Here is a 13,119-nt window from a genome sequence, read left to right on the forward strand (position 1 = left end):
TTCCTTATCCAACGGAATCTACTTTAAAATGGATACATTTCCGGGGAGCACGTCAACACGCGGCACACCATGCGCCAGAGGAAAAAATGGCCTGATCCGTGCCATCTGGCGCTCAGAAAGCAAAAACACATCACTCACTGGCCTACCCTCCATCGGTAAACCTGTGAATCACAACAGCCCGCTCAACTCAAGAAATTAATAGGCCCTGAGCCTAGGGCGCACCACTCAGTTATGGTGGTTCTATTCGCGCATAGCGTTGAGTGTTATTGCCAGCTGCACCGACGCGTGCATCCGCATGGGATCGGAGTGACCGTGCGGTTGAAGGCAATAAAGAGATTTTATTGAGAGATGGTTGCGGGGGCACACAACCGAAGAGAATTGCGGCTCGCGAGCGGCTTCATTGAACACGTTTGACATGACCCTATGGCACAGGGAAAACAAGCACATAACTCGTGCTACGCCCACCCGCCGCCTCGCTCGTCAGTACCCCCTCGACAAGAGGTCGTTGATGTCGCGTAAGGCCGTGTCCAGAGACGTCTTGGCGGCTCTGTTGCAAAGTCTGAAACGGTTCATGCGGACCTAATTTTTAGGCTTTTCAGAAGGTTTAGATCCCGAACTGCCTTTCTTCGATCAGGCCCACTTCTTCCATGATGCCCTCCTGGAACAGAAAAAGTTTGGCCTGTCCCTTTTTCAGGGCACGCATGACCTCAAAGCCCTTGATGGTCGCATAGGCCATTTTGAGATTTTTGAAGCCGCGTACTGGCCTGATCAGTTGCTTGATCTTGCCGTGATCGGCCTCGATCACGTTATTCAGATATTTCACCTGCCGGTGCTGCACTGCGCGAGGCAGCTCGCCTTCATGTTGTAACTCTTTGTTCGCGATGCCGTAGGTTGGGGCTTTGTCTGTGTTGATCGTCTAGGGCTTCTACCCAATCCGTTAGTCCGTTCATGGCCTTGCCTGGACAACGCCTGGCAGCCTTGGCGTTCCAAGGCGGCGACAGGTAGAAATCGATTGTGTCGCCGTCTTTATCGACAGCTAGATAGAGATACGTCCTTTCCCTTTGACCTTGATGTAGGTCTCATCCACCCGCCAGCTACAGGAAAAGGACGAACGTTTCCAATACCAACGAACCGCCCACAGGATCACCTCATCCCGAAAATGCCGTCCCTTAAAATCACGCATAAGACCAGACTCACATTGTCACCAATCGATAATCTCAAGCCAAGACCTAAAATTTGCAACAGAGCCTCAAAAACTATATATTTTCATTATAAACTAATAGACTAGCAGAAACCTTATGTCGAGTTTGGTGTCTTTGTGGGGACGAACTCCGATATTGCTTTGATCACAAATCCGATGGTAGAGGTTTTTTGATCATTCTAGGTGCAAGTATAATCTGTATTGGATATTGTTTTATGGAAATAATTAAATATTACCTTATTAAAATTATGAGATACTGCTTTATGAAGCATGACTCTGTGCATCATTTTAAACCGAGTAACCAAAAAATGGTTGTGACATTTCTTCATAAAACACTTGGAGGCCTATCTGGAGTATACTACATAAAACAATTCATAATTGGGTGTGCAATATTCGCACTTTCAATATATATTAATATTGGAAGTAAAAATCTAAATGTAGACATTATTATTTTTTCTATTATTTGTACCCTTCTATATCCATATTCTAGATTTTTTTACGAAGAAGCCATAGATTACATCTTCGGCGAAGTAGAAATAAACGTCCGTGGATTTATATTGTTTTACTTAAAATTAGGTATAAAAATTACAATTATGATTTTTTGCTGGATTTTCTCATTTATACTGGCCCCATTGGGAATGATATGTCTCTATTTTTATCATCGCAACAGTGATGGAGACTCAATCGAATAGTATTGTTTCTAGGTTATTTTTTATCACTACGGATGCGACAAAGAAGATAATCTAGATTCGGCCTCCCCGAGTATTCCCATGGCCTGGTCATAATCGTTGTGCGCTCGGTTAAGGCAGTGACTCGCATTGCGCCCAGACTGTTGAACGAGCGGTGTTAAATTCTGGGCCATCACCATTGCTGCGACCGAAATATCGAGTTCTCCCGCGATGGAGCGTAAGTTGCCAATTGTTTGTTCATGCGTCAACGCTAAAGTCCCGGCGCAGGATAGTCCTTCCTCCAGGTGGTTTAGAAGCGGATCAAGCATCTGCGTAAATATATGCTGCGCCGTTTGATCTCTCCACGCTCGGCGCGCATCATCGGCACAATCCTGCCATCGTCGGATGGCAGACCTCCCGAGCGCACGGTCGTCATCGCTGCGGGTCGCTTGTGTGTCAAGAAAGGCGATGCCGTCACCAATACTCATAGGGACATTCCTCGATCGAAATCCTGCAAGGCGTCAATTTTTACGCCGAATTGCCGCCGTGCTTCCGACATAAGATCAGTCGCCCCCTGTACAAGCGTTTGCAAATTACGCAATATCGCATCAACAGATGCAATATTTGTCCCCGCAAGGATCAATTTGTTACGTGCGTCCGTGGTTGCATTCAGTGCGGCCTGCGCCTGTGTTACTTGTGCACGAGCATGGTCCAAGGCTGCGTTGGCATGCGCCATGCCGGACTCCGCTTCCTGCAGCGCCCCCTCGGCAATACTCTTACCGTTTTCCGCACTCATCAGGGCATTTGTTGCCTCTGACAAATTTCTGAGGCATTTTTCCAGCTTCTCCGAGGCGGATTTTAATACGGAATTCGCATCCTCTAATTCTCTCTCGGCATTATTCCGTTCCCCTGTAGCCTTCGTCATAGCCTCTGTCGCCTTTGACACAGCATCCTCATAGGCTAAACAATCTGGGTAATGTGTTTTACCCTCCGCATCCTTCCAAGTCTGACTATTACAATATGATAGGTCGTTTTCCGCGCGGGATAATGTCTGCTCAGCAGCGCTGAGATCTCTTACAGCGTCATTGTAACGGCGTTCTGCCTCCCTGACCATGCCCTCAGCCCGACGGACTTCTTGTTCGGCCTCAGACACGCGCGATTTACATTCCGCCTCGGTCTGGCGCCCCATTGTGACAACTTGCCATGCCCTAGAAACACCACTATTCAGCCGACTGACAGTGTTAGTACCTTGGTTAACAAGATCCTGCGCGTTTGCTTCTGCGTGCGTAGCCTCCGCGCATGCCAGTTCTGCCTCAGACAGCATCGTACCGGCAATGCTGGTCAAGCGTTCATGCTCGGCGCATAATGAGCTGTGCATTTGACGCGCCGTCTCTTGAACCTCGGAGATTTGTCCGACCGGTCTGCGAATTTCGCCATCGAGTTCGTCTAGCAGAATGACGAGGCGGCGCGGGTCAAGCATCAGGAACGTTCCGGTTGTTTATTTTAATCAAGCAAGGAATTCCGCCGGGCGGTCGAAATCGCGTAAGTGGTCTATTTGCCGCTGAAGGATTGCCTGTAAATCCCGCGTCCCACCTTCATAGTCCCGCATCCGCGCCGCCGCTGCTAGAAATACCGTTCGAAATTGCTCCGCAGCATTACCCTCATATACGTCAGACAACGCCGCCCAAGCACGCTCAAGATCGCGGAATTCATCTTGCATTACAGAAAGATGTACCGTCAGCGCTTGATCATATTCCGTCAAGCGACTGATCAGGTTCGTCGCATCTGTCATCGCTCCATCTCCAGGTAGCGCCCTAAAATAAGGTGACGTTCCGTTACGAATTCCCGATAACGCGGCCCTTCCTCCAAACACCAGCGCCGTAGGCTCTCCTCCCACGGAGCCCACACCGCAGCATAATCGACCGCAAAACGATCGCGCCAGAGATCGCGGGCATCTTCATGCCTCGCGGTCAATTGTCGATATGTTTCGCCCAGACGCTCGTCGAAGTGGTCGAGTGCGTCACGAAAGGCACGCATACGCTCATAAGTCGTGTCGAGAGATTCCATGGGCGATCAATTCGGCGCTGAAGACACGGCATCCCAAGGTAGGAAGCGCGTATTGCGGTTGTTGTTGATATCGGCCAGAAGCGCTGGCCGCGGTCCGCGCCCGACCCGCTCGAGCGACGACGCCAAGCGACTGCCCAGCAAATCCTGACTGTCCTCACGCGACACCTGCGTCGTGCCTCGCCAGGAGAACGCACTGACACCCCGACGTCCCACAACGTTCTCCATGGCTTTGAGCGTGGAGAACAAGCAGATTGTATGTTGACCCGCTCGTGGTCCATCCCGCAAACGCTGATCTAGGAGGTCACACAGGACGCTGCGCCTCAGAACATCCGTCGGCCTCAGGAAGCCGCCGATCCGGTCCGGCTCTAGCATTAGCAGCACATCATGTCCCTCTCCATTTTTCAGAGCGGAGGTCATGTCAGCCTCATTACGTAAAACCTGTGCACGATCGCCGAACGAGGCAACTAGTGCATCGATTTCAGGATCGCCCGATCCATCTATGATTAAAATCGGGCCGGTTGTATCGACATCAAGACACTTCAGCGACTGGATCACTCCTGCCAGAAAATTAGCGCGGGTTTTCGAGAGACTACCCAGAAGCAATAGGTTTTGCGCCGGAAGGCGACCAAGCACACACAGCGCCTCGCCATGCATCGCATAAGCACGCCCCAGCGATATGGGAAGGGGGCGGTCACCTGCCCGCCAGTCTGGAAGATCGAAGCCGCCTTGGGCAGCGGTCAGAGCCGCAAGAGCCGTCAGGTCTGACGCGGCGAGTGCGCTCCCAGTCCGAGACATCGCTTGTGCCAACGTCATTTCAGCCAGAGGAGGGGCACTATTCCCATCGAACAATTGCGTCTTTGGCCATTGCGCACGCTTTTCCTCTGGCCATGTCGCCGCTAAGCGCCCGAATTCGGACAAAAGTGCTTCGCGATCTTCGGTCGTGACATGGACCACCTGCCCCAGCGCGTTATTGCCGTCCCGGCCTGCATGGTCGTTGACGAGAACTTTTCCGGGCGCATCGCAGTTACGAATTAGGGCCTTGCCCTCACGCTCGAATTCCGTCAGGGATTGCGCGGTCCCGGCCGACAAACTCATCGCTAAGCGAAGCTGTACGTTGTTAAATATTTGCTCCGAAAACTGCATTCCCTGGGCGCGGAACGTTTGCGAAACGAGCAACATATGCACCCCTGCTGCGCGCCCTTGCTGTGAGAGCTGACGCAGGTTATCCGAAACTTCCGTTGTATCGCCATCCTGAAACAGGACCTGATATTCATCCACGATCAGCAAAATACGAGGGGCTGGACCATAGGGTGAGCCCGCAGTCCTATACTCTTCGAGTTTTTGGACACCTGCCGGTCTAAACAACGTGTCGAACCGACGCTCCATCTCGACCTTAAGTTCTGATAGCACCGCACGCGCCAACGCAGGATCGGAGTTGAACGCCACCACCGCAGCGTGTGGCAGGCTTCGGTAGGACTGGAACTCTACCCCCTGCTTAAGGTCGAGAAGATAAAGTTGTAATTCTTCTGGAGAATAAGTCGCCGTCGCCCCGAGAATCAAAGCATGCAATAGATTCGATTTACCCGCACCAGCTGTGGCTGCTAGAACGCCATGCACAATTCCGGTGCCACGTTCGCGTTCACCAAACGTCACTCGCACGCCATCATTGCGACCACTCAAAGACGTTTCGATGCGTACCGTCGCATCCCCGTGCCACAGCGCATCACTTGCGGGCAAAATGTCACCAAATCCTGCGGAACGTGTTTGTGGTTTAGCACTCTGGATGCTTGCCAAAATTTTCTGCTGCAGGGCTGCTGAAGGGGGAACATCCGCATGTGTATTTTGATTTTTTGTTAGATCGATTACATGTGGATCTCCGAGCGCGCCGAGATCAACCCCATGCGGCAATGGCGCATCCACATTAATATGCAGGATCAGATAACGACCAGCCCGCGGACCGGCGCGCCCAATATCTATTAGGCGTCGAATGACTTCTGGCGTGTATTGGGAGGCTTCGGGACAATTGGCAGCGACCACAAATTCGTAACGCTCAGCAGCCTTAATCTCCGGCGGAAGGGCCTCGAAATTGTCGAGGTAACCTATGACGTCGGCAACAATCCGGCGCATATCATCATGGATTTCTGCCAATCCCCGCCCCGGATCGGCATCGATATCGCGGACGTTTGGCAACGATCGCCGCATAGGAAAAACGGCGCCATAATTTAACGGATCAAGTAACGTAAAGCGTGACATCTGCGGCAAGGCACATGCTAACCGTAGTACCAACGCCTGCATGAGTTTCTGCGCACGATCCACTGATGCATTATCGGAACGGATAACCCATGAACGGTCGCCTATCAACGGCAGGGCGCAAAACGGTAGACAGTCCGGTTCTGTCTGATTGCCCCCCCCCCAACGCAACAACGCGGCATCATTGTTACTACGCGTCAGATTCGGGACGGGTGTAGGCGACCATTCATCCCACGCTTGCGTGCGATCAACTGGCGCTCCGAAAACAAAATCAGAACCAAACGAGGCCGAATGCACTAGAGGAAGCTTTAAAAAATCTGCTGCGACCTTCTTGCGCAAGGCATCCACTGTGCTGGGAAAATTTTGCGCCCGATATGGCCCCGCCAAAAGCGCCAGGCCGTCTTCCAGTGCTTGCGCAGCCGGCGGAACCGCAGCGGCTAGACCTGCCCCTGTCGCCCTTACCCCTTTCTGTGCCGTTGCAATACCCTCGGACGCCACCCTTCCGGCCTCCGTCTTGGGTAATTTCCGCAGTGCTGCGATAAGGTCGTCCGCACGCGAAAATTCGGTGCTTGGGGGTATTCCACTAGCCAAAGATCACTCTCCAGACGATAATAACGAGAACCAATACACCGATAACTTTCGGGATCGATATATTACCACCTTCTTTTTGGCCAAATTGTTCAACAACCTCTTGAGCGCGCTGCTCGGCCTGACGTAGTGCGCTCAAAGCACCGGAATAATTGTTGAACGACGAAGTAAGGTCGCGCGCACGCGACGTCAACGCACCGTGCACGGCTTGGACATTGCCTTCCTGCCCGGCAACGGACGGCCACAAACCGTCCGGCAATCGCTTACGGAGATCTTTCATTTGTTGAACAGCTTGATCGAGTTGAGAGCGGCTGCTGGAATGCGCTCTACAAATTTCTTGAATTTTTCGGATATCAGCGCTCATCAGGTCTATATCGATAGTATCAGACATATTCGCTTCAACGCATCCGTACTAAAAATCATCACATTTGAGAATCACGATCATCGCGATATAGCTTTATATGTGTATTATTTTTTCAGTAATGACAATAGACACGGAACGATAAATTTCTCTCATTATACGCCTAAATTGAAGACCCCGCATAAACCGACGATAAGGAATTATAATAGCACCATGACGGATTTGAACGTAGAGACTCTGGTTGACGATAAAACACGTCTTGTAGCCCATAAATGGCGCACACGTATCGCCGGACGGACAATGGCGGCTTTGGCGTTATTCTATCTTGTTACAAACTCGATACTGGTCACAATCTTATCCCGTCCCATCTCCAGTCTGCAGGAATTTTTCGTGCTACTTGGCCTTGCGTGCCTATGGGCTGGCGTAGGAAGCGCCCTCTTGAGCTGGGGCTGGAAAACCCTGCCTGACGGCTACGCCAGCAGTAAGAAACGCCTACTGAGCGCTGGCGGATTTACAGGCATCGTTGTGCACACCGTTCTGATCGCTATTGTACATGCTGTTATCCAGGGTGCTGCCGTAATAGTGGTGGAGCGGACCGAATTACGGCAATTACATGTGCTCTATGGATATGCTGACTCGACATCCTCCGATACATTAAGCGTGGTTCATAATGGCATTAACGCAGATACTAACCCCGCGGCGCGGATGTTGCTCACATTCGTGCCTCTTCTTGACCTCCCTCACGCCGTGAACGGACCAACCTCAGTTGCGTTGAACGATTTATGGCCGCTGTTGCACCCGGTTGATGCTCAAATTAAGAACTGTATAATATCGGGCAATTGTCGAACCTATAATATCCAAATTGTCACCGCACGTGCGCGCGCCATATTACTAATTTTTGCAGGAATTGGCATGGCGATCGGTTTCTACAACTTTTTAAAAGCACTTCTTTTGTGGCAAAGACCTCTCCTACCTATGCGTCGAACGATCGCAACGTCGGGAACGATCGCAATTATCGCTTTCTTGCCTTTCCTGCCGACAACAGATCCTTTAACTCGCACAACGATGGCCGTTTTTACCGCCACAACCGCTGAATATGGTGGTATACTGACCCCGTTCGGACTGGCGGTTCAGACAGCAGCGGCTGAAACACGACTGGCCTCTTTTTTCGGGCCTATCGACAGACTTATTCCTGACCTTCCGCCTCAACTTGCGATACACGTCACAACGGCTTTCTTACAAATTTTGGGCTGGCATAAGTAAGAGTGTTACATAAGTGAGCGTTAGCCGGATATTAGCCCATTTTGCGAGGATCTGCATCCTTGCGATGGGTGATCGTTCATTGAAGCGCCAGACGCATCCCGCAAGGAAGAGCGGGAAGTGCTGCCAGGAGATGCCGTTAATATGATTGCGCTCGTCCGCAAAGCGTTTTGTGTAATTGATACGTTTATGGTGAAATTCTGAGATATCGAGCTTGTTATAAGCGTGCCATAAATCTCTATAGACGATTGATTGTATTTGTACTTTTTCGTGTATAATGGGCAATAGAGTGTAGGAACTTGCATTCGGAATGATGACCGCATGGACCCGCCCGTCACGCTTCAAGAGCCCAAAAACAGCGACTTTCCCAGCGGCTACACGTCCATGTTTGCCTTTGCGATGGCCGCCAAATAGCTTTCATCGACTTCTACTTCACCGGAAACAACAGTGTTATCCGCAGCTTCTTCGGCAATAATCTCGTATAATTTGCGGTAAAACAGGGTCGCTGGAGGGTTCGCCCCCCCCCCCAGTTTTGATCCCTACCCTGTGATTCTCTTTCTTGTGAGTTGATGGGATTGGGATGGTGATGAAGCAGTCTGGGTTCTTTGACGTTGAAGAGCGGCTTGCTCGGCTGAGTGGGCTTGGTGATCAGCTCGAAGCATTTTCCCGGACTGTAGATTTTGAGGTATTTCGTCCTAAGTTGGACAAGGCTCTGGCCTATGCGGATGGCAGCAAAGGCGGGTGCCCACCTTTTGATCCGGTGCTGGTGTTCAAAATTCTGGTGATCCAGACGTTGAACAATCTGTCCGACGACCGGACGGAATACCTAATCAATGACCGGCTCTCCTTCATGCGTTTCCTTGGCTTGGGGCTTTCGGACCGCGTTCCGGATGCCAAAACGGTCTGGCTGTTTCGTGAACGCCTGACGCAGGCTGGCGCGATTGGAAGGCTATTTGAACGCTTTGACGCGACCCTGCTGATGCGGGCTATCTGCCAATGTCAGGTCAGATCCTCGACGCCACGTTGGTTGCCGCTCCCAAGCAGCGCAACACCAGTGCTGAGAAAGCCGATATTCGGGAAGGGCGGATCCCTCAAGATTGGCAGAGTAAACCCTCAAAGCTATCCCACAAGGACCGACACGCCCACTGGACGCTGAAGTTCACGAAGGCGAAGCTGCAGGATGACGGCAACATACCGTCGTCAGATCTTGTGATCCCATTCTTTGGCTACAAATCCCATATTTCTATCGACCGGAGATTCAGACTGATCCGGAAGTGGAAGGCGACCAATGCCGCCGCGTAGCAATTAGGGAGGAGAGCGCTCTCCCGCTCTCAAGGCGAGAAAAAAATCGCATCCGAAAGTCTTAAATTCAGCTGTTAATCCACACAGCCATACGCCGGAAAACCATCACTCAACAGTTCTTCGATCCCTCCAGGCTGTTAAAATGGCTGCTGCACGTGGGGTTAGTCTGAACACATTTGTGCAAGAATGCCTTGCCCCAAGCTGGGTCTTAAACGTGAAAGTATTTTATAAAATTCTCAAAGTATTATAATTTGTGGAATCTAGGCCTGATGCGCATGTTGCTAAAGATGACGAAGCTCTAAAGGTTCATGACTGGTCACCAGTCGTGACAGAATTTTGACGACCGTATCAATAATGGAAACGTAGTTGCGCAATCTCTAAGGCTTGATCGGCACCAGTGCCTCTAACGCGGTAAACCATACGATCCTCCTGAGAAATTCGCCGGGACCACCAGCCTGTTAAATCCCCTTTCAATGGTTCGGGTTTGCCGGTTCCTTTAAAAGGGGCTCGTTTGCACTGCTTGATAAATTCATTGATCCGCTCATGTATTTTATCGTCGGCTTTGATCCAGTATAGATAATCTTCCCACGCGGGATCTGAAAAAACAAGTTTCACTCGATTATCTCATGTTCTTTACCTATGCCAGCATTGAGCTGTGTAATGGATGTTCGTAAGCGGGATGCATTTTGGGGAGTGGATAAGAGGTACAGCGTCTCGTTGACAGCGTTCCAAGCATCCAAAGATACTACTACAACAGCCTCACCATTTTTACGTGTGACAACAACTTCTTGTTTGTCATGGATTGCACGATCCATGACGCCTTTTAGTTGAGCGCGGGCGTCAGAATAGGTCAAAACATCCATTTAGACTCTCCTTAATATGTCTATATAAGTACAAAATACGGTACAAGTAAAGGAGGAATTTAAGATAGTGCAGCAGATTGATAGGTTTTGAAAACGATACGTAAACGCTGGCCGTGGGTGAAGTATGAATGCGTGTATCTCCACGCCCTTGCTCATGGCACAGAACTGTGAAAAGGCTTGGCGCAGAGGTTCGACTATTATAACGCTGATAGACCTCATTCAACGTTTGCTAGGCAAACGCCAAATGAGGTCTATCAAAAGGCAATCTCGCCGCAAAAACAGGCAGCTTAATCAACCAAAAACGAGCTTAATTTCACTCAAATATTGTCGCTGTTCGGGGAACACGTCACTGACGACACGACCTAGCAACTGTTTTTGCAAAAATAGCAAAGGATCCCGCATGTCTGCACGTCTTCTCAAAACCCTTGCCGTTACACTGTCTCTCACGGGGCTGATCGCCCTGACAGGCTGTGTCTCGGAAGGCAACGAACCCCTCAAAAACGAGACCGGTGCCTCCATTGATCAGAAGATCCATGATGGTGTGACCACCAAGGAGCAGGTCCGGGCGCTGTTGCAAAGTTGATTTTTTGGCTGATTTTAGGTTGATACAAAAATCCAAACACATATAAAATCAGTAAGTTATTTATATCGGAATCAACACGAAAACGGCAATTTTAGAACTTTGCAACAGAGCCTGACTTTCTGGGATTCAAGGTCATCATGGAGCAAAGGCACGAGCCGGGGTTGCCCCTGTATATGGCGATTAAGCGAAACGACTTTGAGTTGCATCTCTTTGAGCATCATGGTGACGCAAGCCCCGGTTCGACGACGTTCATCTGGACAATCGAGGCGCACGATCTGCACGCGGAACTGATTGCCAAAACTATTACTACAGTCGCTCCGGCATTGAGCCGCTGCCATGGGGCGATCAACTGCAAGTGCACGATCCATTCGGGAACCGAATTAGATTTTGCCAGCGACGTCAATAGAAAAATAGTGGTTGGGTCGCCCTGCTCGACCGCCGTCTTTGCTTAGGGTGTCATTTCGCCCCAGCCGGAACCGCCCCCTATTCGGGCTGTTCTGGTTGCTTGGATACCAACTCAGCCCTAGGCTCGCCGATATCGGCGATGCCCGTTTCTGGCGCATCGATAAAACTGCCGATTACGCCTTGTTGAACGGGTTGGCACGCAATCGTATCAACCTTGATTGGACTTGTGCCGGTTTTGTGCCGGTGAATTGAGTATTTTACTCTTTCACTTGGAGACAAGACATTATGGCAGTGAAGCAGACAGAAGAATTCCGTCGTGAGGCGGTAAGGATTGCCCTGACCAGCGGTTTACCGCGCGGACGTGTTGCCTCGGATCTGGGCGTTGGCAAATCGACGCTGTCACATTGGATTTCTCAGTATCGTCCGACCGATGACACATCCCTTGATGCGCAGACAGACCTTGCCCGTGAGAATGAGCGTTTACGCCGTGAAAACCGTATTTTACGGGAGGAGAGGGAAATCTTAAAAAAAGCCACACAGTTCTTTGCGAGCCAAAAGACGTGAGGTTTTCTTTTATTCGTGAGCATCGTGAGAGATGGTCTATCGACCGTCTCTGCCGGGTTTTGCATGTCTCCCCACGGGGATATCGCGCCTGGGTTTCCAGGCCTGTTTCTCAACGCCAACGCACGGATTTAAAGGTATTAGCGCATATCCGGGAGTATTATACCTTGAGCCATCAAACCTATGGCCGCCCTCGGATGACCGCGGAACTCAAGGCTACAGGGCTTGATGTTGGGGAGCGTCGCGTCGGTCGGTTAATGAAAGCGAACGGGATCCGGCCTATACGCACGCGTCGCCACAAAGTGACGACGGATAGCCGACATACGCTTGGTTTTGCTAACAATCTTCTGGATGGTGATTTTCAGGCGGCAGCCCCCAACCAAAAGTGGGCAGGCGATATCAGTTATCTCTGGACAAACGAAGGGTGGCTCTACCTCGCCGTTGTCATCGACCTGTTCAGCAGGCGCGTCATTGGCTGGGCAGCAAGCGACCGCATGAAAAAGGATCTCGCCATACGGGCGTTCGATATGGCGGTACGGCTGCGCACCCCTCCACCAGGCTGCATTTTTCACTCCGATCGCGGCAGCCAATACTGCGCGTATGATTTTCAGAAACAGTTGGTTGAAAACGAGATGATCGCGTCCATGTCGAGCAAGGGAAATTGCTATGATAATGCTGCCGTGGAGACCTTCTTCAAAAGCTTGAAAGCCGAGCTCCTCTGGCGGCAGGCATGGTCGACACGCCGACAAGCAACCGCCGCCATCTTCCAATACATCAACGGTTTTTATAACCCACGGCGGCGCCATTCATATCTGGGCAGCATCAGCCCTCTCGCTTTCGAGGCTAAAGCCGCGTAATCAAGATCACTCACCGGCACAAAACCGTCACAAGTCCAAAGACGCGCTGCATCATTCGGCTGCTGGCGTTCTTGATCGGTTCTTAGTGCAGGATACACTGGTTGCGGGGGTAGGATTTGAACCTACGGCCTTCAGGTTATGAGCCTGACGAGC

12 protein-coding genes and 4 pseudogenes are annotated in these 13,119 nt (G+C 51.0%); 6 read left to right on the forward strand and 10 right to left on the reverse strand.

Features of this window, described 5'->3' with window-relative positions:
- Positions 1-604 precede the first annotated feature (604 nt).
- From KB213_RS11685 to KB213_RS11715, 7 genes and pseudogenes are all read right to left on the reverse strand, one after another.
- Positions 605-1,183: pseudogene (locus KB213_RS11685) on the reverse strand (IS6 family transposase).
- Between the two features lie 736 nt (positions 1,184-1,919).
- Positions 1,920-2,357, reverse strand: coding sequence for a hypothetical protein (locus KB213_RS11690; RefSeq protein WP_211683368.1), 438 nt, complete (start codon positions 2,355-2,357; stop codon positions 1,920-1,922).
- Positions 2,354-3,349 (reverse strand): coiled-coil domain-containing protein, encoded by a 996-nt coding sequence (locus KB213_RS11695; protein ID WP_211683370.1) that lies wholly within the window; start codon positions 3,347-3,349, stop codon positions 2,354-2,356. The genes KB213_RS11690 and KB213_RS11695 overlap by 4 nt, the downstream gene beginning before the upstream one ends.
- Before the next feature lie 27 nt (positions 3,350-3,376).
- Positions 3,377-3,661 carry a hypothetical protein gene (locus KB213_RS11700; RefSeq protein WP_211683372.1) on the reverse strand — a complete coding sequence of 95 codons (285 nt, stop codon included), beginning with the start codon at positions 3,659-3,661 and terminating at the stop codon, positions 3,377-3,379.
- Positions 3,658-3,936 carry a hypothetical protein gene (locus KB213_RS11705; RefSeq protein WP_211683374.1) on the reverse strand — a complete coding sequence of 93 codons (279 nt, stop codon included), beginning with the start codon at positions 3,934-3,936 and terminating at the stop codon, positions 3,658-3,660. Before KB213_RS11705 ends, KB213_RS11700 begins: the two co-directional genes overlap by 4 nt.
- Before the next feature lie 6 nt (positions 3,937-3,942).
- Positions 3,943-6,684 (reverse strand): FtsK/SpoIIIE domain-containing protein, encoded by a 2,742-nt coding sequence (locus KB213_RS11710; RefSeq protein WP_211683377.1) that lies wholly within the window; start codon positions 6,682-6,684, stop codon positions 3,943-3,945.
- A gap of 85 nt (positions 6,685-6,769) precedes the next feature.
- Complete coding sequence (locus KB213_RS11715) at positions 6,770-7,165, reverse strand: hypothetical protein (protein ID WP_211683379.1); 396 nt, start codon at positions 7,163-7,165, stop codon at positions 6,770-6,772.
- Between the two features lie 183 nt (positions 7,166-7,348).
- On the opposite strand from KB213_RS11715, the gene KB213_RS11720 reads away from it, so the two are divergent.
- A complete protein-coding gene (locus KB213_RS11720) occupies positions 7,349-8,398 on the forward strand; it encodes a hypothetical protein (RefSeq protein ID WP_211683381.1) in 1,050 nt (349 codons plus the stop codon).
- On the opposite strand, the pseudogene KB213_RS11725 reads toward KB213_RS11720, so the two are convergent.
- Positions 8,372-8,785: pseudogene (locus KB213_RS11725) on the reverse strand (transposase); the annotation flags it as partial. The gene KB213_RS11720 and the pseudogene KB213_RS11725 sit on opposite strands and share 27 nt — an antisense overlap.
- Positions 8,786-8,978: 193 nt before the next feature.
- On the opposite strand from KB213_RS11725, the pseudogene KB213_RS11730 reads away from it, so the two are divergent.
- Positions 8,979-9,694: pseudogene (locus tag KB213_RS11730) on the forward strand (transposase); the annotation flags it as partial.
- Between the two features lie 351 nt (positions 9,695-10,045).
- Here the strand turns inward: KB213_RS11730 and KB213_RS11735 are convergent.
- Positions 10,046-10,312, reverse strand: a complete 267-nt coding sequence (locus KB213_RS11735; protein ID WP_211683382.1) for a Txe/YoeB family addiction module toxin — start codon at positions 10,310-10,312, stop codon at positions 10,046-10,048.
- The gene (locus KB213_RS11740) at positions 10,309-10,560 is read right to left on the reverse strand and encodes a type II toxin-antitoxin system Phd/YefM family antitoxin (RefSeq protein WP_211683384.1); all 252 of its coding nucleotides are present in this window, start codon (positions 10,558-10,560) and stop codon (positions 10,309-10,311) included. Before KB213_RS11740 ends, KB213_RS11735 begins: the two co-directional genes overlap by 4 nt.
- Before the next feature lie 400 nt (positions 10,561-10,960).
- On the opposite strand from KB213_RS11740, the gene KB213_RS11745 reads away from it, so the two are divergent.
- The 4 genes and pseudogenes from KB213_RS11745 to KB213_RS11760 all read left to right on the forward strand — a co-directional run bounded on the left by KB213_RS11745 (position 10,961) and on the right by KB213_RS11760 (position 12,966).
- Complete coding sequence (locus tag KB213_RS11745; RefSeq protein ID WP_211683392.1) at positions 10,961-11,143, forward strand: hypothetical protein; 183 nt, start codon at positions 10,961-10,963, stop codon at positions 11,141-11,143.
- 119 nt (positions 11,144-11,262) lie between these two features.
- The gene (locus KB213_RS11750; RefSeq protein WP_456306879.1) at positions 11,263-11,595 is read left to right on the forward strand and encodes a glyoxalase superfamily protein; all 333 of its coding nucleotides are present in this window, start codon (positions 11,263-11,265) and stop codon (positions 11,593-11,595) included.
- A gap of 31 nt (positions 11,596-11,626) precedes the next feature.
- Positions 11,627-11,767: pseudogene (locus KB213_RS13185) on the forward strand (Tn3 family transposase); the annotation flags it as partial.
- Positions 11,768-11,833: 66 nt separating this feature from the next.
- A protein-coding gene (locus tag KB213_RS11760; RefSeq protein ID WP_211683390.1) for an IS3 family transposase occupies positions 11,834-12,966 on the forward strand; the annotation gives its coding sequence in 2 pieces (ribosomal slippage) (positions 11,834-12,068 and positions 12,068-12,966; 1,134 coding nt in all).
- The last annotated feature ends 153 nt before the right edge of the window (positions 12,967-13,119 follow it).

This window comes from Neokomagataea anthophila (assembly GCF_018122595.1).
In the GTDB taxonomy this organism is placed as follows: Bacteria; Pseudomonadota; Alphaproteobacteria; order Acetobacterales; family Acetobacteraceae; genus Gluconobacter; species Gluconobacter anthophilus.

What these genes read in the sequence shown, in the direction of transcription:
- KB213_RS11690 (WP_211683368.1), bottom strand. Translation starts at nt 2,357, where the DNA reads ATGAGTATTGGTGACGGCATCGCCTTTCTTGACACACAAGCGACCCGC.
- KB213_RS11695 (WP_211683370.1), bottom strand. Translation starts at nt 3,349, where the DNA reads ATGCTTGACCCGCGCCGCCTCGTCATTCTGCTAGACGAACTCGATGGC.
- KB213_RS11700 (WP_211683372.1), bottom strand. Translation starts at nt 3,661, where the DNA reads ATGACAGATGCGACGAACCTGATCAGTCGCTTGACGGAATATGATCAA.
- KB213_RS11705 (WP_211683374.1), bottom strand. Translation starts at nt 3,936, where the DNA reads ATGGAATCTCTCGACACGACTTATGAGCGTATGCGTGCCTTTCGTGAC.
- KB213_RS11715 (WP_211683379.1), bottom strand. Translation starts at nt 7,165, where the DNA reads ATGTCTGATACTATCGATATAGACCTGATGAGCGCTGATATCCGAAAA.
- KB213_RS11720 (WP_211683381.1), top strand. Translation starts at nt 7,349, where the DNA reads ATGACGGATTTGAACGTAGAGACTCTGGTTGACGATAAAACACGTCTT.
- KB213_RS11740 (WP_211683384.1), bottom strand. Translation starts at nt 10,560, where the DNA reads ATGGATGTTTTGACCTATTCTGACGCCCGCGCTCAACTAAAAGGCGTC.
- KB213_RS11745 (WP_211683392.1), top strand. Translation starts at nt 10,961, where the DNA reads ATGTCTGCACGTCTTCTCAAAACCCTTGCCGTTACACTGTCTCTCACG.